The sequence below is a fragment of the Streptomyces sp. NPDC033131 genome (assembly GCF_055578365.1).
This window is the reverse complement of sequence record NZ_JBVIPA010000003.1, coordinates 146263-171072: the sequence shown is the minus strand read 5'-3', so window position 1 is coordinate 171072 and position 24810 is coordinate 146263. Positions and strand designations below refer to the sequence as shown.

The 24810-nt window shown below is 70.0% G+C and carries 17 protein-coding genes and 1 pseudogene; 13 read left to right on the top strand and 5 right to left on the bottom strand.

Going from position 1 to position 24810, the window contains the following annotated elements; all coding sequences use genetic code 11:
* Positions 1–73 precede the first annotated feature (73 nt).
* Positions 74–1759, bottom strand: a complete 1686-nt coding sequence (locus ACZ5XS_RS06040; protein ID WP_468648205.1) for a PucR family transcriptional regulator ligand-binding domain-containing protein — start codon at positions 1757–1759, stop codon at positions 74–76.
* Between the two features lie 121 nt (positions 1760–1880).
* Between ACZ5XS_RS06040 and ACZ5XS_RS06035 the strand changes: the two genes are divergently transcribed.
* The 4 genes from ACZ5XS_RS06035 to ACZ5XS_RS06020 all read left to right on the top strand — a co-directional run bounded on the left by ACZ5XS_RS06035 (position 1881) and on the right by ACZ5XS_RS06020 (position 7129).
* Positions 1881–3341 carry a sodium:solute symporter family protein gene (locus ACZ5XS_RS06035; protein WP_468648203.1) on the top strand — a complete coding sequence of 487 codons (1461 nt, stop codon included), beginning with the start codon at positions 1881–1883 and terminating at the stop codon, positions 3339–3341.
* 93 nt (positions 3342–3434) lie between these two features.
* Positions 3435–4403 carry an agmatinase gene (gene speB, locus ACZ5XS_RS06030; RefSeq protein ID WP_217240276.1) on the top strand — a complete coding sequence of 323 codons (969 nt, stop codon included), beginning with the start codon at positions 3435–3437 and terminating at the stop codon, positions 4401–4403.
* Entirely contained in the window at positions 4400–6094 is a 1695-nt protein-coding gene (locus tag ACZ5XS_RS06025; protein WP_468648201.1) for a thiamine pyrophosphate-binding protein, read from the top strand. Before speB ends, ACZ5XS_RS06025 begins: the two co-directional genes overlap by 4 nt.
* Before the next feature lie 45 nt (positions 6095–6139).
* On the top strand, positions 6140–7129 hold the full coding sequence (locus ACZ5XS_RS06020; RefSeq protein WP_468648199.1) for a phosphotransferase enzyme family protein: 990 nt from the start codon (positions 6140–6142) through the stop codon (positions 7127–7129).
* 31 nt (positions 7130–7160) lie between these two features.
* Here ACZ5XS_RS06020 and ACZ5XS_RS06015 read toward each other — a convergent pair whose 3' ends face one another.
* Both ACZ5XS_RS06015 and ACZ5XS_RS06010 read right to left on the bottom strand, forming a co-directional pair.
* Complete coding sequence (locus ACZ5XS_RS06015; protein ID WP_468648197.1) at positions 7161–7973, bottom strand: endonuclease I family protein; 813 nt, start codon at positions 7971–7973, stop codon at positions 7161–7163.
* Between the two features lie 194 nt (positions 7974–8167).
* On the bottom strand, positions 8168–10339 hold the full coding sequence (locus tag ACZ5XS_RS06010; protein WP_468648195.1) for an ArnT family glycosyltransferase: 2172 nt from the start codon (positions 10337–10339) through the stop codon (positions 8168–8170).
* A gap of 248 nt (positions 10340–10587) precedes the next feature.
* On the opposite strand from ACZ5XS_RS06010, the gene ACZ5XS_RS06005 reads away from it, so the two are divergent.
* The 4 genes and pseudogenes from ACZ5XS_RS06005 to ACZ5XS_RS05990 all read left to right on the top strand — a co-directional run bounded on the left by ACZ5XS_RS06005 (position 10588) and on the right by ACZ5XS_RS05990 (position 16843).
* A complete protein-coding gene (locus ACZ5XS_RS06005) occupies positions 10588–11112 on the top strand; it encodes a hypothetical protein (RefSeq protein ID WP_468648599.1) in 525 nt (174 codons plus the stop codon).
* On the top strand, positions 11109–11720 hold the full coding sequence (locus ACZ5XS_RS06000) for a phage tail protein (protein WP_468648193.1): 612 nt from the start codon (positions 11109–11111) through the stop codon (positions 11718–11720). The genes ACZ5XS_RS06005 and ACZ5XS_RS06000 overlap by 4 nt, the downstream gene beginning before the upstream one ends.
* A 72-nt stretch (positions 11721–11792) precedes the next feature.
* Positions 11793–16409, top strand: a pseudogene (locus tag ACZ5XS_RS05995) (putative T7SS-secreted protein).
* A gap of 98 nt (positions 16410–16507) precedes the next feature.
* Positions 16508–16843, top strand: coding sequence for a hypothetical protein (locus tag ACZ5XS_RS05990; RefSeq protein ID WP_468648191.1), 336 nt, complete (start codon positions 16508–16510; stop codon positions 16841–16843).
* Between the two features lie 60 nt (positions 16844–16903).
* On the opposite strand, the gene ACZ5XS_RS05985 is transcribed toward ACZ5XS_RS05990, so the two are convergent.
* Positions 16904–17125, bottom strand: a complete 222-nt coding sequence (locus ACZ5XS_RS05985; protein ID WP_468648190.1) for a DUF397 domain-containing protein — start codon at positions 17123–17125, stop codon at positions 16904–16906.
* Positions 17118–17915, bottom strand: coding sequence for a helix-turn-helix domain-containing protein (locus ACZ5XS_RS05980; protein ID WP_468648188.1), 798 nt, complete (start codon positions 17913–17915; stop codon positions 17118–17120). Before ACZ5XS_RS05980 ends, ACZ5XS_RS05985 begins: the two co-directional genes overlap by 8 nt.
* Positions 17916–18077: 162 nt before the next feature.
* On the opposite strand from ACZ5XS_RS05980, the gene ACZ5XS_RS05975 reads away from it, so the two are divergent.
* The 5 genes from ACZ5XS_RS05975 to ACZ5XS_RS05955 all read left to right on the top strand — a co-directional run bounded on the left by ACZ5XS_RS05975 (position 18078) and on the right by ACZ5XS_RS05955 (position 24755).
* Positions 18078–18404 (top strand): hypothetical protein, encoded by a 327-nt coding sequence (locus ACZ5XS_RS05975; RefSeq protein WP_468648186.1) that lies wholly within the window; start codon positions 18078–18080, stop codon positions 18402–18404.
* The gene (locus ACZ5XS_RS05970; RefSeq protein WP_468648184.1) at positions 18401–18754 is read left to right on the top strand and encodes a hypothetical protein; all 354 of its coding nucleotides are present in this window, start codon (positions 18401–18403) and stop codon (positions 18752–18754) included. The genes ACZ5XS_RS05975 and ACZ5XS_RS05970 overlap by 4 nt, the downstream gene beginning before the upstream one ends.
* A gap of 193 nt (positions 18755–18947) precedes the next feature.
* On the top strand, positions 18948–19799 hold the full coding sequence (locus ACZ5XS_RS05965; RefSeq protein WP_468648182.1) for a serine hydrolase: 852 nt from the start codon (positions 18948–18950) through the stop codon (positions 19797–19799).
* 61 nt (positions 19800–19860) lie between these two features.
* Positions 19861–20874: an esterase-like activity of phytase family protein gene (locus ACZ5XS_RS05960; RefSeq protein WP_468648180.1), complete on the top strand. Its 1014-nt coding sequence runs from the start codon at positions 19861–19863 to the stop codon at positions 20872–20874.
* 119 nt (positions 20875–20993) lie between these two features.
* Positions 20994–24755, top strand: a complete 3762-nt coding sequence (locus tag ACZ5XS_RS05955) for an ABC transporter ATP-binding protein (protein WP_468648178.1) — start codon at positions 20994–20996, stop codon at positions 24753–24755.
* Positions 24756–24810: the final 55 nt, after the last annotated feature.

Here is a 24810-nt window from a genome sequence, read left to right as displayed (position 1 = left end):
AGGCAGAGCCCGGTGCGAACACCCGTCGTCCCGCACGCTGCGATGTGGGTCACGTGACGGGTCCACGGGGAGGTCAGAGCCGCCGCAACGCGAACCACAGCTCCATCCGTACGTCCGGATCGTCCAGGTCCACCGCCAGCAGCGCCGCGCACCTGGCGATGCGCTGCCGCACGGTGTTGCGGTGCACGGCCAGCGCCACCGCCGTACGGTCCCAGCTGCCGTGCAGCGACAGCCAGCCGCGCAGCGTCTCGGCGAGCACCGGCGTGAGAGGCGCCAGCAGCGCCCGGGCGTGCGCCTCGGCCTCCTCCTCGGGGACCAGGTCGGCGAGGGCCGGGCGGGCGCCGTGCCGGACCAGCGGCGCGCGGGTCGCCCGGGCCCGGGCGAGGGCCCGGGAGGCCTGTCCGTCGGCGGACGCCCACGCGTCCGGACCGACGGCGGCGCTGACGCCCAGCGTCCAGCCGGCCTGCGCGGCCGGTTCGCGACCGGCCGGCACCAGCACCCGTACGACGTCCCGCGCCAGGTCGACCAGCGGTGACCCGAGCGACGCCCCCAGGGCGGAGGCCGCCACGGCGTCGGGAACGGGACCGTCCGGCCGCGCGTGCACGACCACCCACCTCTCGCCGCCGAGCAGCGGTGCGACCGCCTCCGGCGCGGCACCCAGCAACAGCCGGACCAGCGCCGAGGACCTGGCCGCCCCCGAACCGCTGTGCTGCTCGCCGGTGAGCAGCGCGAGCAGCACGGCGGCGACGGAGGCGATGGTGTGGTCACCGGCGTCCCGCCGCGGCGCCGCCACCCCGAGCACGAACCCCCGACCGGCACCGAGGGCGTAGGCGGCGAGGTGGGTGCCGGCGAAGGTGTCGGTGGCGGAGGTGGGGGCGGGGAGGCCGGTGGCACCAGGACCGGCGGCGGGAGTGATGCGGGCGCCGGTGTCACCAGAGCCCGCCGAGCCGCCGGTGCCACCAGAGCCCGCCGAGCCGCCGGTGTCACCAGAGCCCGCCGAGCCGCCGGTGTCACCTGAGCCCGCCGAGCCGTCGACGGCCGGGGCCGTGCGGTCCGCAGCGAGCGGCTCGCCCTGCCGCGGCGGCGTCCGGCCGGGCCGCCGGGACGCGGTACTCGGCCGCACGACCTCCGCCAACCCGGCCAGCGCCTCCGGCACCCCGCCCCCCGGCTCCGTCCGCCCCGCCGCCGCGATCTCGGTTCCCTCCGGCCCGTACAGCACGGCCCGGCCGTCCACGCGCTGGGCGAGCCGGCGCAGGACGGAGGGGATCGGGTCGGGGCGGGAGGCCGCGGCGGCCAGGCTCTGCTGGGCCTCGGTGACGCGGCGGAGTTCGGCGAGGCGGGCCTGGGCCATCAGCTGCCAGACCGCGCGGGCCACGCCCGAGAAGGTGGTCTGCGGCGGGACCTCCACCAGCGGCAGTTCGTACGCCTCGCAGGCCGCGACCAGCGCCCGCGGCACCGTGTCGTGCACCGGCGCCACCCCGAAGCCGAGGGCCGCGCCGCCCGCGGCGACGATCCGGGCGACGTAGTCGTCGAAGTAGGTGCCCGAGCCGGCCGCCTCAGGGATGTGCACCCCGGCCGTCAGCAGCAGCTCGCCGCCCAGCAGGTACGGGTACGGGTCCGCCATCTCCGAGGTGTGCGCCCAGTGGATGACGATCTCCGGGTCGCACGGCCCCGCGATCTGCCGCAGGGCGAGATCCTCGCGGGCCAGCAGGGCCGCCAGCGGGACCGGCGGGGTGGGAGGGACGGCGGGGTCCGGCATGGTGGACGTTCCCTCCATTCATGGCGGCTCGCATGGATGAAACGTACACTTCGCAGTCGCTTTCCGGCCACCTAGTGTCGGTGCTCGTCACCCGCAGGCGACACCGAGTGAAGGGGGCCCCGTGGCCGTCGACTACGCAGTGATCGTCGTCTATCTGGCAGGCATGCTGGCCATGGGCTGGTGGGGCATGCGCCGCGCCACGTCGAAGAGCGACTTCCTGGTCGCCGGACGGCGGCTGGGCCCCGCCATGTACTCCGGCACCATGGCCGCCATCGTCCTCGGCGGCGCCTCCACCATCGGCGGCGTGGGCCTGGGCTACCAGTACGGCCTCTCCGGCGCCTGGATGGTCTTCACCATCGGCCTCGGGCTGCTGGCCCTGTCCGTCTTCTTCTCCGCCCGCATCGCCCGCCTCAAGGTCTACACCGTCTCCGAGATGCTGGACCTTCGCTACGGCGGCCGGGCCGGCGTCATCTCCGGCGTGGTCATGTGGGCGTACACCCTCATGCTCGCCGTCACCTCGACCATCGCGTACGCCACGATCTTCGACGTCCTCTTCGACATGAACCGCACCGTCGCGATCATCCTCGGCGGCTCGATCGTCGTCGCGTACTCGACGCTCGGCGGCATGTGGTCGATCACGCTGACGGACATGGTGCAGTTCGTGGTGAAGACCATCGGCGTCCTGCTCCTGCTGCTCCCCATCGCCGTCGTGAAGGCGGGCGGCTTCAGCGAGATGAAGGCGCAGCTCCCCACCGAGTACTTCGACCCGCTGGGCATCGGCGGCGAGACGATCTTCACCTACGTGCTGATCTACACGTTCGGCATGCTCATCGGGCAGGACATCTGGCAGCGCGTGTTCACCGCGCGCAGCGACACGACGGCGAAGTGGGGCGGCACGGTCGCGGGTACCTACTGTCTCGTGTACGCCCTCGCCGGCGCCGTCATCGGCACGGCGGCCAAGGTCCTCCACCCGAACCTGGCCAACGCGGACGACGCCTTCGCGACGATCGTGAAGGACGAACTCCCGATGGGCGTGCGGGGATTGGTCCTCGCCGCCGCGCTCGCGGCCGTCATGTCGACGTCCTCCGGGGCGCTCATCGCCTGCGCGACCGTCGCCAACAACGACATCTGGTCGCGGCTGCGGGGAATGGTCCGGGGGCCTGGTGAGGAGCACGACGAGGTCAGGGGCAACCGCGCCTTCATCCTCGTCATGGGCGTGGCAGTGATCGCCACCGCCATCGCGCTGAACAACGTCGTCGAAGCGCTGACCGTCGCCTACAACCTCCTCGTCGGCGGCCTCCTGGTCCCGATCCTCGGCGGGCTGCTGTGGAAGCGCGGCACCGTGCAGGGCGCCCTCGCCTCCGTGATCGTCGGCGGCCTCGCGGTCATCGGCCTGATGGCGTCCTACGGCATTCTCGCCAACGAGCCCGTCTACTACGGCCTGTTGTCCTCCCTGGCCGTGTACCTCGTCGTCTCCCTGGCGACGAAGCCCACCGACGCGGCCGTCCTCGCGGCCTGGCGCGAGCGCCTCGCCGGACGGGCGCCCGAAGTCGAGGCCACGCCGGTCCCGGCTTCGCAGTAACCCCCGTAGAGTCGTACGAGAAAAAGTACATAACACTCCATATGCGATGAAGCACATGAAGTGGATGAAGCACAGGAAAGAAGGCAGTACCTCATGAGCAGCAACGAGACGCCCCGCGGCCCCGTCGACTCCTCCCGCATCCCGCGGTACGCCGGTCCCGCGACCTTCGCCCGGTTGCCGCGCCTCGACGAGGTCGGCCGCGCCGACGTCGCCGTGGTCGGGGTGCCGTTCGACTCGGGCGTCTCGTACCGGCCGGGCGCCCGCTTCGGCGGCAACGCGATCCGCGAGGCGTCCCGGCTGCTGCGGCCGTACAACCCGGCGCAGGACGCGTCCCCCTTCGCGCTGGCGCAGGTGGCGGACGGCGGCGACATCGCGGTGAACCCGTTCGACATCCACGAGGCCGTGGAGACGATCGAGGCGGCGGCGGACGACCTGCTGGGCACGGGCGCCCGTCTCATGACCCTGGGCGGCGACCACACGATCGCGCTGCCGCTGCTGCGGTCGGTCGCGAGGAAGCACGGCCCGGTGGCGCTGCTGCACTTCGACGCCCACCTCGACACCTGGGACACGTACTTCGGCGCGGAGTACACCCACGGGACCCCGTTCCGGCGGGCGGTGGAGGAGGGCATCCTCGACACCTCGGCGCTCTCCCACGTGGGCACCCGCGGCCCGCTCTACGGCAAGCAGGACCTGACCGACGACGAGAAGATGGGCTTCGGCATCGTCACGTCGGCGGACGTCTACCGGCGCGGCGCCGACGAGGTCGCCGACCAGCTCCGCCAGCGCATCGGCGACCGCCCGCTCTACATCTCCATCGACATCGACTGTCTCGACCCGGCGCACGCGCCCGGCACGGGTACGCCCGAGGCGGGCGGCATGACCTCCCGCGAGCTGCTGGAGATCCTGCGCGGCCTGGCGTCCTGCAACCTGGTCTCGGCGGACGTCGTCGAGGTGGCCCCCGCGTACGATCACGCGGAGATCACGTCGGTGGCGGCATCCCACACGGCGTACGAACTGACCACGATCATGTCCCGCCAGATTGCAGAGGCCCGCGCGAAGTGACTCACGACCACGACCTGGTGCTCCGTCCGACGGCCGCCCAGACATCAGCCGCCCTGAACCCGCCCCCCGGGCGCAACGGCGGAGACCTGGTCGTGGAGACCCTGGCCGCGCTCGGTACGACGACCGTCTTCGGCCTGCCCGGCCAGCACGCGCTGGGCGTGTTCGACGCCCTGCGCCGCTCCGACCTGCGGTACATCGGCCTGCGGGTGGAGAACAACGCGGGCTTCGCGGCGGACGCGTACGGCCGGATCACCGGCGAGGCGGCCCCGCTGCTGCTGTCGACGGGACCGGGCGCGCTGACCTCGCTCGCCGCCCTGCAGGAGGCGGCGGCCGCCTCCGCCCCCGTCCTGGCGATCAGCAGCCAGATCTCGACGGCGGGGCTGGGCGGCGGCCGGCACGGCTATCTGCACGAACTGCCGGACCAGCCGGCCTCGTTCCGGGGCGTCGTGAAGTCGGTTCACACGGTCCGCGCCCAGTCCCAGATCCCGTCCGCGATCGAGGCGGCCTGGAAGTCGGCGCTTTCCGCCCCGCACGGCCCCGTGTGGGTGGAGATCCCGCAGGACGTCCTGCTGGCCGAGACGGCCATCCCCGTCGTGACCGGCGGCGACGCCTTCCCCGAGGAACTGCCCCCGCGCCCCGAACTGACGGCGGTGGCGGCCGACTTGCTGTCGCGTGCGGAGAGGCCGGCGATCATCGCGGGCGGGGGAGTCGTACGGGCGGACGCGTCGGGCAAGCTGAAGAAGCTGGCGGAGAAGCTCCAGGCCCCGGTCGTGACCACCTTCGGCGGCAAGGGCGCGTTCCCCTGGCAGCACCCGCTCTCCCTGCAGTCCTGGCTGGAGGACCGCCACACCACGGACTTCCTGGAGGACGCGGACGTCCTCCTCGTCATCGGCTCGGGCCTGGGCGAACTCTCCTCCAACTACCACACGTTCAAGCCCCGCGGCCGGGTCATCCAGATCGAGGCGGACCTCGGCAAGCTGGAGTCCAACCATCCGGCCCTCGGCATTCACGCGGACGCGCGCCTGGCGCTCCAGGCCCTGCTGGAGACGCTGGACACAGTGGAGGCGAGGCAGGACGGAACGGTCCACGAGCGGGTCCGCGACCTGCTCTCGCGGGTGCGCACCCGCATCGACTCCCAGGAACTCACCCTGGAACAAGGCGTGTTGGCCTCCGTTCGCAGGGCACTGCCCGCCGCGTCCCCGTCCTTCTGGGACATGACGATCCTCTCCTACTGGGCCTGGTCGGCCTTCGACGCGAAGTCGCCGAACACCATGCACTCGGCCCAGGGCGCCGGCGGTCTCGGCTACGCCTTCCCCGCGGCCCTGGGCGCGGCGGCCGCCGACCCCACCCGCCCGGTGCTCGCGGTCTCCGGCGACGGCGGCGCCCTCTACTCGATCGCCGAACTGGCCACCGCCCGCCAGTACGACCTGAACGTCACCTGGCTGATCGTCGACGACGGCGGCTACGGCATCCTGCGCGAGTACATGACCGACGCCTTCGGCGAGGCGACGGCGACGGAACTGACCCGCCCGGACTATGCGGCGCTGGCCGAGTCGTTCGGGGTGCCAGGGGTGCGTACGACACCGGAAACCCTGTCGGACGACTTGACGAAGGCGCTGACGTCACCCGGCCCGGCGGTGGTCGTACTCCCCGCGGTCCTACGGATGTTCGCGCCGACGCACCTCGGCTGAGGTGAAACGCTGGGGGCCCGACCACGCAGCCGGAGAGAGGCCCCCATGCAGAGCGCAGCCGACTTCATCGCCGACACCTACCAGCTCGGCACCGGGCCATGGACGGTGACACCGGTCACCCGCGGCGCGCTGGGGCAGATCTGGAAGTTGACGGACAACGGGAGCGGTTCCTCGTGGGCGGTCAAAGAGCTGCTCTTCGGCTGTGACGAGGGTCAGGTCGACCGGGAGGCGGCCCTGCGCAACGCCTCGGAGCAGCTGGGCATCTCCTCGCCACGGCTCATGCCGAACAGGGACGGTGCGTACGTCTCCCGGCTCACGCCCTCGCTGGGCGGGTCGCACGTCAAGCTGTACGACTGGATCGAGGGCACGGACGCGGACGCCTCCGAGCCGGAGATGCTGAGCTGGTGCGGCCGGACCCTGGCCCTGCTCCACCGGGCGGGAGAGAGCGCCGCCGCCGGGGCGCCCAATGCCTGGTACGAGCAGTGCCCTCAGGAGGCCGACTGGGAGAAGCTGCACGCGGAGACCCGGCGGGCCGGCGTGCCGTGGGCGGACGCGCTGGGCCGGTTCATCGCCACGTCGGCGGCGGAGTTGGCGCGGTACGTCACGCCGTCCGACCCCGGTGGCCTGGTGACGTCCCATCTCGACATGCGGCCCCAGAACGTGCTGGTCGGCACGGCCGGGCCGGTTCTCCTCGACTGGGACAACGCCGGGGTCATAGCGGCGGAACGCGAACTCGCCCGCGCCGTGTACGTGTGGGCGGGCGGGAACGACTTCCACGCCGCATCCGCACGGCGGTTGGTGCGGGCGTATCAGGATGCCGGAGGCCCCGGGGTCCTCAAGGGCCTGGACTCGTTCTCGATGCTGTTCGCGACGGACCTGAACTACGTCCGCGTACAGGCCGAGTGCGCGGTCGATCCGACCGTGACCGCCGAGCAGCGCGAGTTCGCGGGCGGTCAGGTCGTCGCCTCGCTGCGGAAGCTGCCGGACCTGGCAGCCGTGTCCCGACTGGTGGAAGCGGTGGAGGGCCCGGCCTGATCTCTTCGGCCGGGCCCCTGCCGCCCTGCTGCTACCAGATCGCCTCGACCCACTCCGGGTGGTCGATGAACGGGTTGCGGTTCTTCTGGTACGTGTCGTAGATGACCTGGTTGCGGCGCTCCTCGAAGGCGTCCGGCGGGTCCGCCTCGTTCCAGGCCTTCAGGACCGAGAGGCGGCCGTGGAGGGGGACGCTGCCGTTGGTCACGGCGTCGTTGGGCTCCAGGTCGGGCCAGCTGTCGTCGCCCTCGTAGCGGACGGCCATGTAGAGGATCATGCGGGCCACGTCGCCCTTGACGGCCGCGCGGGGCTCGAAGGAGTTCGAGTCGGTGAGGCTGCCACCGGAGTTGGTGAAGCTGCTGCCGCCGTTGTCGAAGTCCTTGTTGCCACGGATGCTGTTGACCTGCACGTCCTCGGGACGCAGATGGTGCAGGTCGGTGCCGGGACCGGCCGAGGTGCCGAAGTCGCCGTGGGACTGGGCCCACACGTGCTCACGGTTCCAGTTGCCGGTGTTGCCGCCGTTCAGCGTCTTGCTGCGGGAGATTCCGGAGTAGAGCAGCTTGACGTTGCTGCTGTTGTTCGGGTCCTGGTCGGTGACCTTCAGCGCTTCCCAGACGGCCGAGTACGAGAGCTTCGTCTGGGGGGTGATGATCGTGTGCAGCGAGGACTTGAGACTCGTCCCCGTCTTGCCGACCGCGTTCTTGTAGTACGTCGTGTCGTACGCGGTCGTTGTGGCGGCGGCCGGGGTCGCGGTCAGCGCGGGGGCGGTGAGGCCGACCAGGACGGTGGAGACGGCGAGCGCCAGGGGCTTCCAGCGGCGGCGCGTGCGTATGGGGGTCACGGGCATCGGGGGTGTCCGTTCTACGCGGGTTGATTGAGCAGGCAAACGGGATCGTGACATGGACATGCGAGCGTGTCCATGAATCGAACATGTCCATCACGTGACTGGAACCGACAATGTGCCCCTTGTCTACGCGAGTTGACATACCAAAACGGCCCCCGACCGTAGGGTCAGGGGCCGTTGGGGCGGTATGGGCCGGATCAGCCGACGTCCGACGCGTCCAGACGGTAGACCGTCGACTGGTTCTGCGCGGACGAGGACGTGTCCGAGTCGGAGCTGGAGTCGGAGTTGGGGTTGGGGTTGGAGCCGGAGTCGGTCTCGGAGGAGCCGGAGGAGCTGTACTCGCTCTCCTTCACCGCGGTCCCGTTCTTCTGCACCCACTCCGTGACTTCGGAGGTGACGCCGGAGTCACCGCCCGCGCCGCCGCCGCCCATCCCGCCGCCACCGAGCTGGATGTAGTGCAGCTCGCCCTTCTTCACCAGTTCCTTGAGCCTGGCGAGGGTCATCGCCTTGTCGCTGCCGGACCAGCCCCACATGGAGATGACGGGCTGGCCGCTGCTCACGATGAGCTGCGCGGCACTCTGGGAACTCGACACCGCCAGTAGCCACCTGGCGCCGTCCCGGTGCTTCTCCAGGTACGAGACGAGCTCGCTGCTCGCGCCGCCCGTGCCACCGCCGCCGGTGGCGCTAGGACCGCCGCTCTGACCGCCGGGCAGTTCACCGTTGCCGCCGCCGTCCAGGCTCGGCGGCTGACCACCGGCCCGGCCGCCCTGCTGCGTACCGCCCCCCGGCATCTCACCGCCACCGAAGCCACCCCGGCCGCCGCCACCGCCCCCACCCGGGCCCCCGCCGAAGCCGCTCCCCGTCGACGGCCCGGCCGTCGGGTTCGTACCGCCGCCCATTCCGCCTCCGCCGCCCGAACCGGACGGCACCGACCAGGCGTACGCCGCCGGGCCCGCGACCGCGGCGACGACCGCCGCGACCACCGAGGCCGCCAGCAGGCGTACCCGGTTGCCGGAGCGGAAGACGAGCAGGCCCGTGATCGCCAGCGCCATGACCACCGCGATCGCGGGCCACAGCCAGGTGTTCCAGCCGGAGGCCCGCCGCAGCAGGACGACGGACCAGATCGCCGTGACGGCCAGGGCCGCCGGCAGCACCCACGCCCAGCGCTTGTCGGCGCGGAAGGCCCGCAGCAGCATGACGCCGCCGCCTCCGCACAGCGCCGCGATGCCCGGGGCGAGCGCGGTCGTGTAGTACGGGTGCATGGTGCCCTCGGCCATGGCGAACGTCAGGTAGTGCAGCGCGGTCCAGCCGCCCCACAGCACCAGCGCGGCTCGTGTCGCATCGGTACACGGCGCTCGGCCACACAGCACCAGACCGCCGGCGCAGGCGATCGCCGCGAAGGGGATCAGCCAGGAGATCTGGCCGCCGAGGGTGTCGTTGAAGAGGCGTCCGAGTCCGGCCGTACCGGAGAAGCCGCCCCCTCCGCCGCCGCCCCCGCCGTTGCCCTCGCCGCCGAAGATCCGGCCCAGGCCGTTGTAGCCCGTGATCAGGTTCCAGGCGCTGCCGTCCGTCGAGCCGCCGATGTACGGCCGTTCGGAGGCGGGCACCAGGGACACGGCCGCCGCCCACCAGAAGCTGGAGACCGCGAGCGCCACGGCCGCAAGGGCAAGATGGACGGCCTTCTTCCTCCAGCCGAGCCTGGACGCGTACACGTACACGGCGAAGACGGCCGGCAGGGCGATGTAGCCCTGGAGCATCTTCGTGTTGAAGGCGAGCCCGAAGCAGACGGCCGAGCCGATGAGCGGCAGCAACCTGTCAGCGCGGACCGCGCGCAGCGCCAGCGCCGCACCGCCCACCATCAGCAGCACGAGCAGCGTGTCGGGGTTGTTGTCCCGGTTGATGGCGACCGTGATCGGCGTCAGGGCGAGGACCAGCGCGGCGACGGCCGCCGCCGCGTGCCCGAACGCCCGCTTCACGGACGCGTGCAGGATCCAGATCGTGCCGAGCGCGGCCGCGATCACCGGCGCCATCATCTGCCAGGTGCCGTACCCGAGGATCCGGCACGACAGGCCCATGACCATCAGCGCGAAGGGCGGCTTGTCGACGGTGATGAAGTTCCCGGCGTCCAACGAGCCGAAGAACCAGGCCTTCCAGCTCTGCGTACCGCTCAGCACGGCGGCACTGTAGAAGCTGTTCAGGCCCGAGCCGGACAGGTTCCAGCAGTAGAGCACCGCCGCAAGAATCATGATCGCGATCAGCGCGGGCAGCGACCAGCGGGGTGCCTTGTCCGGCCGCACTGCGGGCGGAGCCGGTGGCGGCAGGTCGGGGGTCACGGTCGCGTGGGGGTGAGGATCGGTGGCTGATGTCACCCGTGCACGATGCATACGCGGGATGGGCGCGGACTGTGCCTTGGCTGGGGGGAGGCTGTGGGATGGGTGAGACGGCGGTAAGAGTGTGCGGCTCGGTGCACCGACTTCGGCCATCCTGAACGCCGGTGGAGTGTCCGCGTTGCCTGCGGCGATATGCCGATGTGATGATTCGCGTCGTGGCGGATCATGGGGAGAGTGACGCGGCAGCCGGGGATATACCGAGGTCCCGCCTGTCCGATTACGTCGAGATGGCGGCACCGCTCACAGGAGCCCAGGGGCGCCCGCAGGCAGACCATCCCTCGGTAGGCCAATCACCGCTGTCTCAGGCATCCGACGGGCTTTCCAGGACGCCCACCAGCGGGGACGCCACCTCGTCAGAACCGGATGGAGCTGTCCGTAGACGCCGTGAGTTCGCCGCGCTGCTCGGCGAGTTCCGTCGTACCGCCGTGCTCGTGCCGGTCGCCGAGGACGGGTCACCGCTGACCGGGGACCAGGGTGGGATCCGCTGGATCTACGCCTTCTCGGACGAGTCGGCGCTGGCTCGGTTCGCCATCGCAAGGGGCGAGGGCGCGCGGGAGTGGGCGTATCACCGGGTTCTGGGAGCCCGGTTGCTCGATGCGGCTGTCCCGGCGGTGGGTGTCCCGTGCGGAGTGGCGCTGGATGTGGGGAGTGAGGACGAGGGCGTGCTGTTCCCGCCGGTCGTGGGGATCGTGCCGGACGCGGCGGCTGTGGATGCGGAGACGACGGCGATGTACGAGAAGGGGTCGCGGTGAGCGGAGGCGCAGGCGGGACGGGGGACGGCGGTAAGGATCTGCAGGCCGTCGGGCTCGGTGAGATCGCCAGGAGCATCACGCTGACTTTGGAAGAGCTAAGGGAACTCGGCATCGACAGTCTTGCCGGGGTCGGCCGTGGCTTCTCGGAACTGCGGCTCTCGGGGTTGAAGTTGGGGCATGGCGAGGTGGCGTCGGCTTTTGAGTCGTTCTGCGAGCGCTGGGAGTGGGGTGTGCGGGCGCTGGTCGGGGAGGGGAACAACTTCGCGGAGGGGGTGGGTCTTTCGGCGGGGACGTATTACGAGACGGATCAGTACGTCGAGGGTGCGATGAAGATCGTCGCCAATTCCGCGACGGGCAATCCGTACGCCATCGAGGACGACGTCACGCGGATGAGCTGGCAGGAGCTGAACGAGAACACCGCGCTCGCGAGCCCCGACTACAGCGCGGACTCCTTCGACCAGGCGTGGGAGAACAGTGAGCAGGGCTGGAAGGACGCCGGTCGGGACGCGATGACCTCGCACACGATGGCTCCGGTACCGGGGCTGGCCCCGGAGAATGTGCGTATCGCGGCGGGTGAGCGGCGACGAGTACGAGCAGATGCTCGATGACACCTTCGGACCGTCTGCCGAGGAGCGGTCCAACGAGACCGAGCAGGGCCGGCAGGGCGGGGACACCGGCTGATGGGGATCGGGGACTTCGCCAACTCCGCTGTGGGCAAGCTGGAAGACGGCATCGACGCAAGCAAAAAGATCGTGGGCGAGGGCGTCGACAAGGGTGCGAACGCGGTCAGCGACCGCCTGGACGACCTGGGCGTCCACGGCTGGGCCGACAAGGTCGATGCCGCCGGTGACAGCATCGCCTCCGACCTGGGGGCCACCTCGGACGAGCAGCAGCTCGGCCGGACGGATCAGCCCGCCCAGCTGATCCACGGCGCCCCTGCCGACATCAGGAAGACGGCCGCCCACCTGAAGGACTTCCACACCGCCTTCGACACCGTGGGCCAGGGCATGCGCAAGCTGGACTCCTCGGCCTGGAGGGGCGAGGCCGCCGAGACCTTCCGAGAGAAGTTCGCCATGCATCCGGTCAAGTGGCTGCACGCGGCGGACGCCTGCGACAAGGCGGCCAGGGCCCTGACGGCGTATGCGGACACCGTCGAGTGGGCACAGGGTCAGGCCCGGGACGCCATCAACCTCTACAACGCGGGCAAGGACGCCGATGACAAGGCGGCCGTCGCGCGCGCCAAGGAGATCCTGGGTGAGGCCCGCCGCCAGCGCAACGACGCCGCCGGCACCGCCGGGTCATCCGTCCGCGCCGCCCTGGCTCACGCGCCCGCCGAGCCGCCGCCGCTCGACCGTCTGAAGTCCGACTGGGACGACGGCCTCGGCGCCGCCCGGACCGAGCTCAACCATTTCGTGGGCGGCGTGGCCAAGGGCACCGCGGGCCTGATCAACTTCAGCCGCGGCCTGAACCCGATAGACCCGTACAACCTCACCCACCCGGCCGCCTTCGCTTAGAACGTCAGCATGACGCTGTCGGGCCTCATCTCCACGGCCGCGCATCCGGAACGTGCGGTGAAGACGGCCTGGGAGGACTTCAAGAAGGACCCGCTGGAATTCGGCGGCAGGCTCGTGCCCGAAGCGATCGGCACCAAGGGGGCCGGGCTGGGGCGGGCCGGACTGAAGACCGCGGTGAGGGAGGGAATGGAGGAGGCCGCGGAGGCGGGGGCCCGTCGGGCGCCCCACGGCTCACCCAGGGACGCGGTCTCCGACGGCCCCGCGCAGTCGTCCCGTGAGCAGAAGGCCGTCGAGAGCATCGGCTCCGACCCGATCGACTTCGCCACCGGCAAGATGTACCTGCCCCAGACGGACGTCACGCTCCCCGGAGCCCTGCCCCTCGTACTCAAGCGACGAGTGGAGTCCGGGTACCACCATGGTCGTTGGTTCGGCCCGTCGTGGTCCTCGACGCTCGACCAGCGCCTGGAAGTCGACTCCGAGGGTGTCGTCTTCGTCACCGAGGACGGCCTGCTCCTCGCCTATCCGCACCCGGCGCCCGGCCTGCCCACGCTCCCCAGTCACGGCCCCCGCTGGCCGCTGGACCGGGAGGACGGCGGCTACACGGTCACCGACCCACTCGCGCGCCGCGTCTGGCACTTCGCCGACCGCGGTGACGACCTCGCGGTCCTGGAACAGATCGACGACCGCAACGGCAACTGGATCACCTTCGAGTACGACGCCCAGGGCACCCCGCTCGCCGTGGTCTCCAGCGCGGGACGGAACGTTCAGGTCAGCACCGAGGAGGGCCGGGTCACGGCCTTCCACCTGTCTGCCACAGGCGAGGAGCTGAAGAGCTACGGCTACACGGACGGCAACCTGACCGAGGTCGTCAACTCCTCCGGCCTACCCCTGCGCTTCACGTACGACGAAGCGGGCCGCGTCACCTCCTGGACGGACACCAACAACCGCAGCTACACCTACGAGTACGACGACCAGGACCGCTGTGTCGCCGAGGCCGGCGCGGTGGGACACATGAGCCTGCGCGTCACGTACGACGGCGTGGACCCGGAAACCAATCTCAGGGTCACCACCACGACCACAGCTGAGGGCCACACCCGCCGCTTCCTCGTCAACGAGGCCTACCAGGTGGTCGCCGACGTCGACCCCCTGGGCGCCGTAACCCGATACCAGCGCGACCGCTACAACCGCCTCCAGTCCCGAACCGACCCCCTCGGCCACACCACGACGTTCCGGTACGACGAGACAGGCAACCTCCTCACCCTGACTCGCCCCGACGGGCGCGAGGCGAGGGCCGAGTACAACGAGCTCGGCCTGCCGGTGAAGGTGGTGAACCCGGACGGGACGGCCCTCCGCCAGACGTACGACGAACGTGGCAACCGCACGTCGATGACCACCCCCTCCGGCCAGACCACCCGGTTCACCTACAACGAGGCCGGCCATCTGACGTCGCTGACCGACCCACTGGGCCACACGACAACCGTCGTATGCGACCGCGCAGGCCTCCCCCTCCAGATCACGAATCCACTCGGCGCTCTCACGAGCTACGAACGCGACGCCTTCGGCCGCCCCGTCGCGATCACGGACCCGACGGGCGCGGTGACCCGCCTGGAATGGACGACCGAAGGCCACCTGTCCCGCCGTACCGCACCCGACGGCACGACCGAGACCTGGACCTACGACGGCGAGGGCAACTGCACCAGCCACACGGACGCGATGGTCGGAGCCTCGACCTTCGAGTACACCCACTTCGACCTCCTCACGGCCCGCACCGGCCCGGACGGCGTGCGCTACGAGTTCGACCACGACCTGGAACTGCGGCTGACGAAGGTCACCAACCCGCAGGGCCTGACCTGGACGTACGACTACGACGCGGCCGGACGCCTGGTCACGGAAACGGACTTCGACGACCGCACACTCACCTACACGTACGACGCGGCAGACCGCCTGGCCTCCCGACTGAACACACTCGGCGAGGTGACGGCCTTCGAGCGCGACGAGCTGGGCCGGGTACTACGGAAGGACGCGGCCGGTCAGGTCACGACGTACGCGTACGACATGACGGACCAACTTGCCCAGGCGACGGGCCCGGACGGCACCACGCTGTCTCTGCTGAGGGACCGCTTCGGGCGGGTACGTTCGGAGACGGTCGACGGTCGCGAACTGTCCTATTCATACGACGAGTTGGGCCGTCGATCGGGCCGTAGGACGCCGGCCGGCGCGACCACGAGATGGTCGTACGACGCGGCGGGCCGCCGCACCGGCATGGTGGCCTCCGGCCGGGCCATCGACTTCCAGTACGACGTGGCCGGCCGCGAACTGGCCCGCCACATCGGTGAGACAGTCACCCTGGAGCACGAATTCGACGCACTCGGCCGTCTGACGACCCAGTCGGTGACCGGCGCGGTGGGTCGCACTGTGCAGTCCCGCACGTACACCTACCGCGCCGACGGCAACCTGACCGGCATCGACGACCAGCTCTCCGGCTCACGCCGCTTCGACCTGGACGCGGCGGGCCGGGTGACCGCGGTGCATGCGGCGAACTGGACGGAGACGTACGCCTACGACGCGGCGGGCAACCAGACCTCAGGCTCCTGGCCTGCGACCCATCCCGGCGGGGAGGCGACAGGCGCGCGTGAGTATGTGGGCACCCGCATCACCCGCGCGGGCAACGTCCGCTACGAGCACGACGCCCTCGGCCGCATCACCCTGCGCCAGAAGACCCGCCTGTCCCGCAAGCCGGACACCTGGCGGTACGAGTGGGATGCCGAGGACCGCCTCGCCTCGGTGACGACTCCGGACGGCACCCGCTGGCGCTACACCTACGACCCCATGGGCCGCCGCACGGCCAAACTCCGCCTGGCCGCCGACGGCGAAACCGTTGCCGAACGCGTGGACTTCACCTGGGACGGCACGACCCTGTGCGAACAGACGACGACGTCCCCAGACCTACCGAACCCGGTCACCCTCACCTGGGACCACCAAGGCCTGCGCCCCATCGCCCAGACCGAACGCATCACGGCCGCGGACGCCCCACAGGACGAAATCGACTCCCGCTTCTTCGCCATCGTCACCGACCTGGTCGGCACGCCGAGCGAACTCATCGACGAAATCGGCGAGATCGCCTGGCACACCCGCAGCACTCTGTGGGGCACCACCGCCTGGTCGGCCAACAGCACGGCCTACACGCCTCTGCGCTTCCCGGGCCAGTACTACGATCCCGAAACCGGCCTGCACTACAACTACTTCCGCCACTACGACCCCGAGACCGCCCGCTACCTCACTCCCGACCCCCTCGGCCTCACCCCTGCCCCCAACCCCGCTACCTACGTCCATAACCCACATGCCACGACTGACCGGCTCGGGTTGGCCCCGGATTACCCCGATCGTCGGGGTCCCTTCGACTTCCGTTCCCCGAACCCAGAGCATCCGCCCAGTGCGACCTTGACGGAAGCAATGAGAGCCGCACCGCGGGGATCAGAAATTGACTGCTCAGACATTGCGTCATATATATCTAATCGATCTGGAGGTGAAGGAAGGGTCGTGCACTATACTACGCACTCGGGTGGAGATATAAGAATTCCCGAGCAGGGTGGAAGCATTGTGGAGGAATATACCTTCCATGAGGTATACACGGATGGCCGGTACGTGTACGATCCGACGTTGAGCCTCGACCCTATTCCATTGGGAGACTATGAGAGGTCTCTGAGGCTTACAAATGAGAGTGAGAAGGTGATCCGCCATAATGGAGATTATAAAATACTTCCACCCTGGGGGCGGCGGTGACCGAAGGTAATGGCGCGTCGTTGAGTACTCCCGGGAGGCGCGAAAGAATTAAGGGAGCATTGGGCAGATTCGACCAGGTTGTATGGATGCGCTCACCCGTGGAGCGGCATCCCATCTATGGGTATCGTCAGATCTCGTTTGTGGCATGGAGATTCGCAGAGCCATCGGAATCCCTGAGGGGTCAACTGGAATCACTGGTTCGCGACACTCCCACGCATATTGAGTGGGGACTCAGGGTGTTGCGGAACTGGACCATCGCGCCAGCCCGCCTACTGGAACAGTCCGGCCCCGGCGGTGAGGATTTTAACGAGGCCATACTGTCCATCACCATGAATGATCAGGAGTTCTGCGCCTTGGCCGAACAGGATCTGATGCAGATCCTGTTTTCTCTTGAAAGGTACAATAAGGGTGAGGAGGGTGCTGAGGAAGAGTGAAAGATGCTTGGATGTCGCGGCGGCATTCGGCTGTCCCCGCAATTAACGCGCCTTTTGGCCTCAGGCTGAGAAGCTCCCCGCTTTGAGGGCCATGAGGAAGCAGGACCAGCCGGAGGGCTCGAATGCCAATGCAGGGCCGTGTGGGAGCTTTGAATCCCGTACGGGTATCCGTGACGGGTGACCGTCCAGGACTTCCACGCAGCTTCCTCCTTCGCTATTACTGTAGGACGACCTTCGCCAGCCCTGCGGTGCTTCGGCGTTGGGGACTATCGGGTCAGTCATGGCGGTGTCCGTATTCCTTCGCTGTCGTTCGCAACAGGGCTACTGACTCGCTCAGCGGCAACGCGTCGCTCATTGCGAGATCGTAGCGGTGCTGCAACTCCTGCACTACGGACGGGGAGTCGTGCAGTTTCCCCATGCGTAGGCCTTCGCTGTACGCCACCGGCGGCTGGTCGTCGAACCACATGAGGCTGAGCATGCTCTCCATCAGTGGGTGGAATCCCAGGCTGAATGGCAGCACGTGGACGCGCACCCGGCGCCGCTCCACGAGACGCACCAGGTGCATCACCTGCTCCGCCATCACCTGCCGCCCACCCACAAACCGCCGCAGCACCGCCTCGTCCAGCAGTGCCCAAACCGCCGGTGTCACCGGATCGTCCAAGATCTTCGCGCGCTCTAGGCGTGTGACAACGAGCCTGTCACATTCCTCTTCGCTCACCGGAGGGAACGACGTCCCCAGAACCGCATGCGCGTACGCCCTTGTCTGGAGGATGCCGGGGATGAACGACAGGGCGAACTCCCTGATCATCACGGCCTGTCGTTCGAGCTGACGAGCCGCCTCGAAGTAGTCCGCGACCGCGACGTCCTCCACTGGCAGGAAGCTGCTCAGCACGTCGCCCGTCTTCAAAGCCGCGTCCAGGCGCCGCGCGTCTTCCTTGGATGGGATGCGGCGGCCCGCCTCGATGTGGGCGATGTGTGAACGCGTCATCACCGTCATGTCGGCCAGCTGTTGCTGTGTCAGCCCTGATGCTTCCCGCTGCTGCTTGAGCCAGTCACCGTACGTGCTGGTCATGGCCACCCCTTTGTGACAAATGACTGGTCACACCTGACCCCCTGGCGAGCCTAGACCGCACCGTCTCACTCTGTAAGTGGATCGCTACAGAACGCGAGACCCCCGCGACCGTGCGACCGGTCCGGGGGCGTGGCCATCAACGAAAGCAACGGAGTTGACGACATGAATCACCGTATCGCCCGCTTCTTCGAGCCGCTGCTACACCTTCTGCTTCCGGGAACCGGACGCCGCCGCCGCCCGGCCACCGCCCCGGCGGCCGCGTGCTCATGCCCCACCTGCTCCTGCGTCGACGACCGCAGTCCCACTTCCCCGGCCGGCTCGCAGCCCCTCCGTGGCGAGGGCAACGAGATGGTCCGCCCCTATCTCGTCACCCATGAGCAGCGCGAGAATGCTCGTCGGCAACGGGCCCGGCGGCGTGCCCTCTGGCTCGCCGTGCACGGCATCGACATCGGGCCGCGGGTCATCCATGGAGTCGAGGTGACGGCGTGAGTGGCGGCCAGGCGCAAGAGGCGCGCCTGCTTCCGTGGGCCGGACCGGAAGGCAAGCCCTGCTATCTCGTCGGCGACGGGACCGGCTACCTCTCCCGCGTCGCCGACACCATCGAGAGTGTGCAACTCGGCATGGCGGGCGACCTCCTCGATCACGCCGCCGACATGCTCGGCGACCACAACGCCACCTCCGCCCAACTCCACTTCCTGGCAGCCCGCATGGCCGAGGCGCTGCGCGACGTCCACCGCATCGCCGAGAGCCGTGGCGCCCGACTCCACGCACCCGAGTACGGCGACGCGGATGACAGCAGTCTCCGCAGCGCCACCGAGAGCCCCGCGCCGGGATCCTGACCGGCACACTTCCCCAGCCCGGGGGCGTACCCGGTATCTCCTGGCACGCCCTTGGGTTCCTGCCTCGGCCGGCGGGCGGATCGGACCACGCCTGGTAGAGCCGACTGCGTCCCGTAGCGCCCCGTACAACCTTTGCCCAACCCGTACGCCGATGCGTACAACCATTCACTCGAACTCGTGAGTCAACAGGGGCATGACTCAAGGGATATCGAGACGCGCGAGAGTGCTCGCGGCGGGCGTGGGCGCCGGTGTGCTCATACCCGTCGTGGCCGCCGCCGCGCCCGCCGCCGCGGCCACACCGGTCGTCAGCTGTACGTCCGCCAAGGCGGGCCTCGCCGACAAGCTGCGGAAGGACATCACCGCGGCCCTCGCGACCCGCAAGGGCACGGTCGCCGTCGGCGTCTACGACCGCACCACCAAGACGACCTGCACTCTGCGCCCCTCGACGGCCTTCGACTCCGCCAGCGTCGTCAAGGTCACCGTGCTCGCCGCGCTGCTGTGGGACGCGAAGAAGCACAACCGCTATCTCACCGACCGCGAGACGACGCTCGCCAAGGCGATGATCACCAAGTCGGACAACGCCGCGACCAGCACGCTCTGGAAGCAGCTCGGCCTGACGAAGATCAAGGGCTTCCTCACCGCGGCCGGGATGACGCAGACGAAGCCCGGTGCGAACGGCTACTGGGGGCTGACCCAGATCACCGTCACCGACGAGCAGAAGCTCCTCAAGCTGGTCACCGCGAAGAACGCGGTCCTGAGCGACAACTCCCGTGCCTACATCCTCAAGCTGATGGGCCAGGTCATCTCCTCGCAGCGCTGGGGAACGCCGTACGGAGTGCCGTCCGGAGTCTCCGTCGCCGTCAAGAACGGCTGGCTGCAGCGGGCCACCAACGGCTGGCGGGTGCACAGCGTCGGCGCGTTCAAGGGCAACGGCCACGACTACATGATCACGGTGCTCACGCACGGCAACAGCACCATGAACTACGGGGTCGCCACGATCCAGGGCGTCGCGAAGGTCGTCCACAGGGATCTCGCCGCGAGCTGAGGCCACGACGCTTCACGAGCAGGTCTCCCGCCCGTCACCGGGCCGTCCTACCGTGACCTCCATGCGCCTGAGAACCGTACTCGCCAGCACCTCCGCGGCCCTGGCGGCGGCCACCTGCCTGACCGCCGCCGGTCCCGCCCACGCCGTCGTGAACGCCTGCTCCCCGTCCGTCTCCATCGACCGCTTCTCCGACGCGCTCGACAAGACGACGTACGACGGCACCTTCGTCGGCAACCTGTCCGCGCTCGCCGTGGACCGAGACGGCTCACTGGCCGCCCTCTCCGACCGGTCGTCGCTCTTCGACCTGGACGCGAAGACACTCCAGCCCGAGGGCGTCGTCCCGCTCGCCGACGAGAACGGCACCGCGCTCGACTCCGAGGGGCTCGTCATCGACGGTGACGGCACCCGGCTGATCACCTCCGAGACCGAGCCGTCGGTCCGCCGCTACTCCCCGGACGGCCGCATCCTCGACCGCCTCCCCGTCCCGCCCGCCCTCCAGGTCGCCCCGGCGGGCCGGGCCGTCTCCAACGGCACCTTCGAGGGGCTGACGATGCTCCCCGGCGGTCGCACCCTGCTCGCGTCCATGGAGTACGCCCTCTCCGGCGACAGCGCGGGCATCGTCCGCTTCCAGACCTGGCAGCGGCACGCCAAGGCCTTCGAGCTCGGCGCCCAGTACGCCTACCGCACCGACACCGGTCTCGGCGTCCCCGAGGTCCAGGCCCTCCCCGACGGCCGCCTCCTCGTCCTGGAACGCGGCTTCACCGCCGGCGTCGGCAACACCGTCCGCCTCTACCTGGCCGACCCGCGCCGCGCGACCGACACCGGCGGCATCGAGAACCTGACAGGTCAGGACGGCGTACGCCTGGTCAGGAAGACCCTGCTCGCGGACCTCGCCGCCTGCCCGTCCCTCGGCGCCACGGCGAAGCAGCCCCAGCCGAACCCGCTCCTCGACAACATCGAGGGGATGGCGATCACCGGCAGCGGCAAGGGCGGTCTCAAGGTGCTCCTGGTCAGCGACGACAACCAGAACGCGGTACAGACGACCCGCCTCTACCACCTGCGGGTACGCGTGTGACCCACCTGCGGGTACGCGCCTGACCTACCTGCGGGTACGCGTGTGACCCGTCGCTCCCGTTTTGTTGCGGAGGGATGAAATCCGCTTCCTTTCGTGTTGGTGCCTTCCGGACGAGCAGGATGAGCAGGCGAACAGGACGAACGGAAGGCACCGGCGTGGCAGCGCAACAGGGGGAGACGCAGGGCTGGGCGCGCAGGCTGGCCGGTTACGCATGGCGCCACCGCACGGACGTCGTCCTCGCCCTCGGCTCCTCGCTCGGCGGCATGGCCGTCATGGCGCTGGTCCCGCTGGTCACCAAGGTGATCATCGACGACGTGATCGGCGACCACAGCCGGGACATGGCCCCCTGGGCGGGCGCCCTGATCGCCGCGGCCGTCGTCGTGTACGTCCTCACCTTCATCCGCCGCTACTACGGCGGCCGACTCGCCCTCGACGTCCAGCACGACCTGCGCACCGAGATGTTCCAGACGATCACCCGCCTCGACGGGCGCCGTCAGGACGAGCTGTCCACCGGCCAGGTCGTCGGCCGGGCCACCAGCGACCTCCAGCTGATCCAGGGCCTGCTCTTCATGCTCCCGATGACCATCGGGAACATCCTGCTCTTCCTGATCTCCCTGGTGATCATGGCGTGGCTGTCGCCGCCGCTCACGCTGGTCGCGCTGGCCGTCGCCCCGGCCCTGTGGTGGATCGCCAGGCGCAGCCGCAGCAAGCTGCACCCGGCCACCTGGTACGCCCAGGCCCAGGCCGCCGCCGTCGCGGGCGTGGTCGACGGCGCGGTCAGCGGCGTACGCGTGGTGAAGGGCTTCGGGCAGGAGGACCAGGAGACCGGCAAGCTCCGGGAGGTCGGCCGCCGCCTCTTCGCCGGCCGGCTGCGCACCATCCGCTTCAACTCCAGGTACACCCCGGCCCTGCAGGCCGTCCCCGCCCTCGGCCAGGTCGCGATGCTCGCGGTCGGCGGCTGGCTCGCGGTCCGCGGCCACATCACGCTCGGCACGTTCGTCGCCTTCTCCACCTACCTCGCCCAGCTCGTCGGCCCGGTCCGCATGCTCGCCATGGTCCTCACGGTCGGCCAGCAGGCCCGCGCGGGCACGGAACGCGTCTTGGAGCTCATCGACACCGAGCCTTCGATGCGGGACGGCGCGAAGGAGCTTCCCGCCGACGCGCCCGCGACCGTCGAGTTCGACGACGTCTCCTTCGGCTACGACGACGAGCGCCCCGTCCTTGACGGGCTGAGCTTCGAGATCCGCCCCGGCGAGACCCTCGCCGTCGTCGGCTCCTCCGGCTCCGGCAAGTCGACCGTGTCGCTGCTGATGCCCCGCTTCTACGACGTGACGCGCGGCGCCGTCCTCATCGGCGGCCACGACGTCCGCGAGCTCACCCTCGACTCGCTGCGGGCCGCGATCGGCCTGGTCCCCGAGGACTCCTTCCTCTTCTCGGACACGGTCCGCAACAACATCGCGTACGGCCGTCCGGACGCGACGCAGGAGGAGATCGAGAAGGCCGCCCGCGCCGCCCAGGCGGACCGTTTCATCGTCGAGCTGCCCGACGGCTACGACACCACGGTCGGCGAACACGGCCTCACCCTCTCCGGTGGCCAGCGCCAGCGCGTCGCGCTCGCCCGCGCCATCCTCACCGACCCGCGCCTGCTGGTCCTCGACGACGCCACCTCCGCCGTGGACGCCCGCGTCGAGCACGAGATCCACGAGGCCCTGCAGCACGTCATGCGCGGCCGGACCACGCTGCTGATCGCCCACCGCCGCTCCACCCTCAACCTCGCCGACCGCATCGCCGTCCTCGACGGCGGCCGGCTCGCCGACCTCGGCACCCACGAGGAACTGCAGCAGCGGTCCGCCCTCTACCGCCGCCTCCTCACCGACCCGGACGAACTCGGCGGCGTCTCGCCCGGCCACGCCCGCCCCGCCGAGCAGGCCGAGGACACCTCCGTGCGGGACGAGCTGGACGCCGAGTTCGACGCCGAGAGCGGCATCACGCCCCGGCTCTGGGCGGGGGAGCGGGAGCGCCGGGACATCGCCATGGACGGCACCCCGGCCACCCCCGAGCTCCTGGCGGAGGTCGACGCGCTGCCCCCGGCGACCGACACCCCCGACATCGACGAGGCCCGGGCGGTCGCCGCGGAGGAGTCGTACGGTCTGCGCAGGCTGCTGCGGGGCTTCGGCCTGCCGCTGCTCGTGAGCCTCGGCCTCGTCGCCGTGGACGCCGGCATGGGCCTGCTCCTCCCGGTGATGATCCGGCACGGCATCGACGACGGCGTCACCGACATGGCCCTGGGCGCGGTCTGGGCCGCCTCTCTGCTCGCCCTGCTCAGCGTCCTCGTCCAGTGGGCCGCGCAGGTCGGCGAGATCCGGATGACCGGGCGGACCGGCGAACGGGTCCTGTACTCCCTGCGCCTGAAGATCTTCTCCCAGCTCCAGCGGCTCGGACTCGACTACTACGAGCGGGAGCTGACCGGCCGGATCATGACGAGGATGACGACGGACGTCGACGCCCTCTCGACCTTCCTGCAGACCGGCCTGGTCACCGCGTTCGTCTCGGTCGTCACCTTCTTCGGCATCATGGGCGCCCTGCTGGTGATCGACGTACAGCTCGCCCTGGTCGTCTTCGCGACCCTGCCTCCGCTGATCATCGCCACCTTCTTCTTCCGCAGGGCGAGCGTGAAGGCGTACGAACTGGCCCGGGAGCGGGTGTCGCTGGTCAACGCCGACCTCCAGGAGTCGGTGTCCGGGCTCAGGATCGTGCAGGCCTTCCGCCGCGAGCACGACGGCAGCCGGCGGTTCGCGGAGCGCAGCGACAGCTACCGCCGGGCGCGCATCCGGGGCCAGTGGCTGATCTCGATCTACTTCCCGTTCGTCCAGTTCCTGTCGTCGGTCGCCGCCGCCGCCGTACTGATCGCGGGCGCCGGACGGGTCGACGCGGCGACCCTCACCACCGGAGCCCTGGTCGCGTATCTCCTCTACATCGACCTGTTCTTCGCCCCCGTCCAGCAGCTCTCCCAGGTCTTCGACGGCTACCAGCAGGCCACGGTGTCACTGGGCCGCATCCAGGAGCTGCTCCAGGAGCCGACCTCGACCAGGAGCGCCGGCGAACCGCTCGAAGTCCTCTCCCTGCGGGGCGAGATCGCCTTCGAGGACGTCCACTTCGCGTACGGCTCCACCGGCAAACCCGAAGAAGCCCTGACCGGCATCGACCTGCGCATCCCCGCCGGCCAGACGGTCGCCTTCGTCGGCGAGACCGGCGCCGGCAAGTCGACGCTGGTCAAGCTGGTCGCCCGCTTCTACGACCCGACGGGCGGCCGGGTGACCGTCGACGGCACGGACCTCCGCGCCCTCGACCTCACCTCGTACCGGCACCGCCTCGGCGTCGTCCCGCAGGAGTCCTACCTCTTCCAGGGCACCGTCCGCGACGCCATCGCCTACGGCCGCCCGGACGCCACCGACGCCGAGGTGGAGGCGGCTGCCCGCGCGGTCGGCGCCCACGAGATGATCGCCACCCTGGAGGGCGGCTACCTGCACGAGGTCGCCGAACGCGGCCGCAACCTCTCGGCGGGCCAGCGCCAGCTGATCGCGCTGGCCCGCGCCGAGCTCGTCGACCCGGACGTCCTCCTGCTCGACGAGGCGACCGCTGCCCTGGACCTGGCCTCGGAGGCCCAGGTCAACCAGGCCACGGACCGCATCGCGGGCCGCCGTACGACACTCGTCGTCGCCCACCGGCTGACCACGGCGGCCCGCGCGGACCGGGTGGTCCTCATGGACCACGGACGGGTCGCCGAGGACGGCACGCACGACGAACTGCTCGCGTGCGGCGGGCGGTACGCCGAGCTGTGGCGGACGTTCGTGGGGGAGGACGAGCCCGCGGCGGCCTGACGGCCGACGGCCGGACACCGGCAACCTCCACCTGTCCCTCGGGGCACTGGCAACC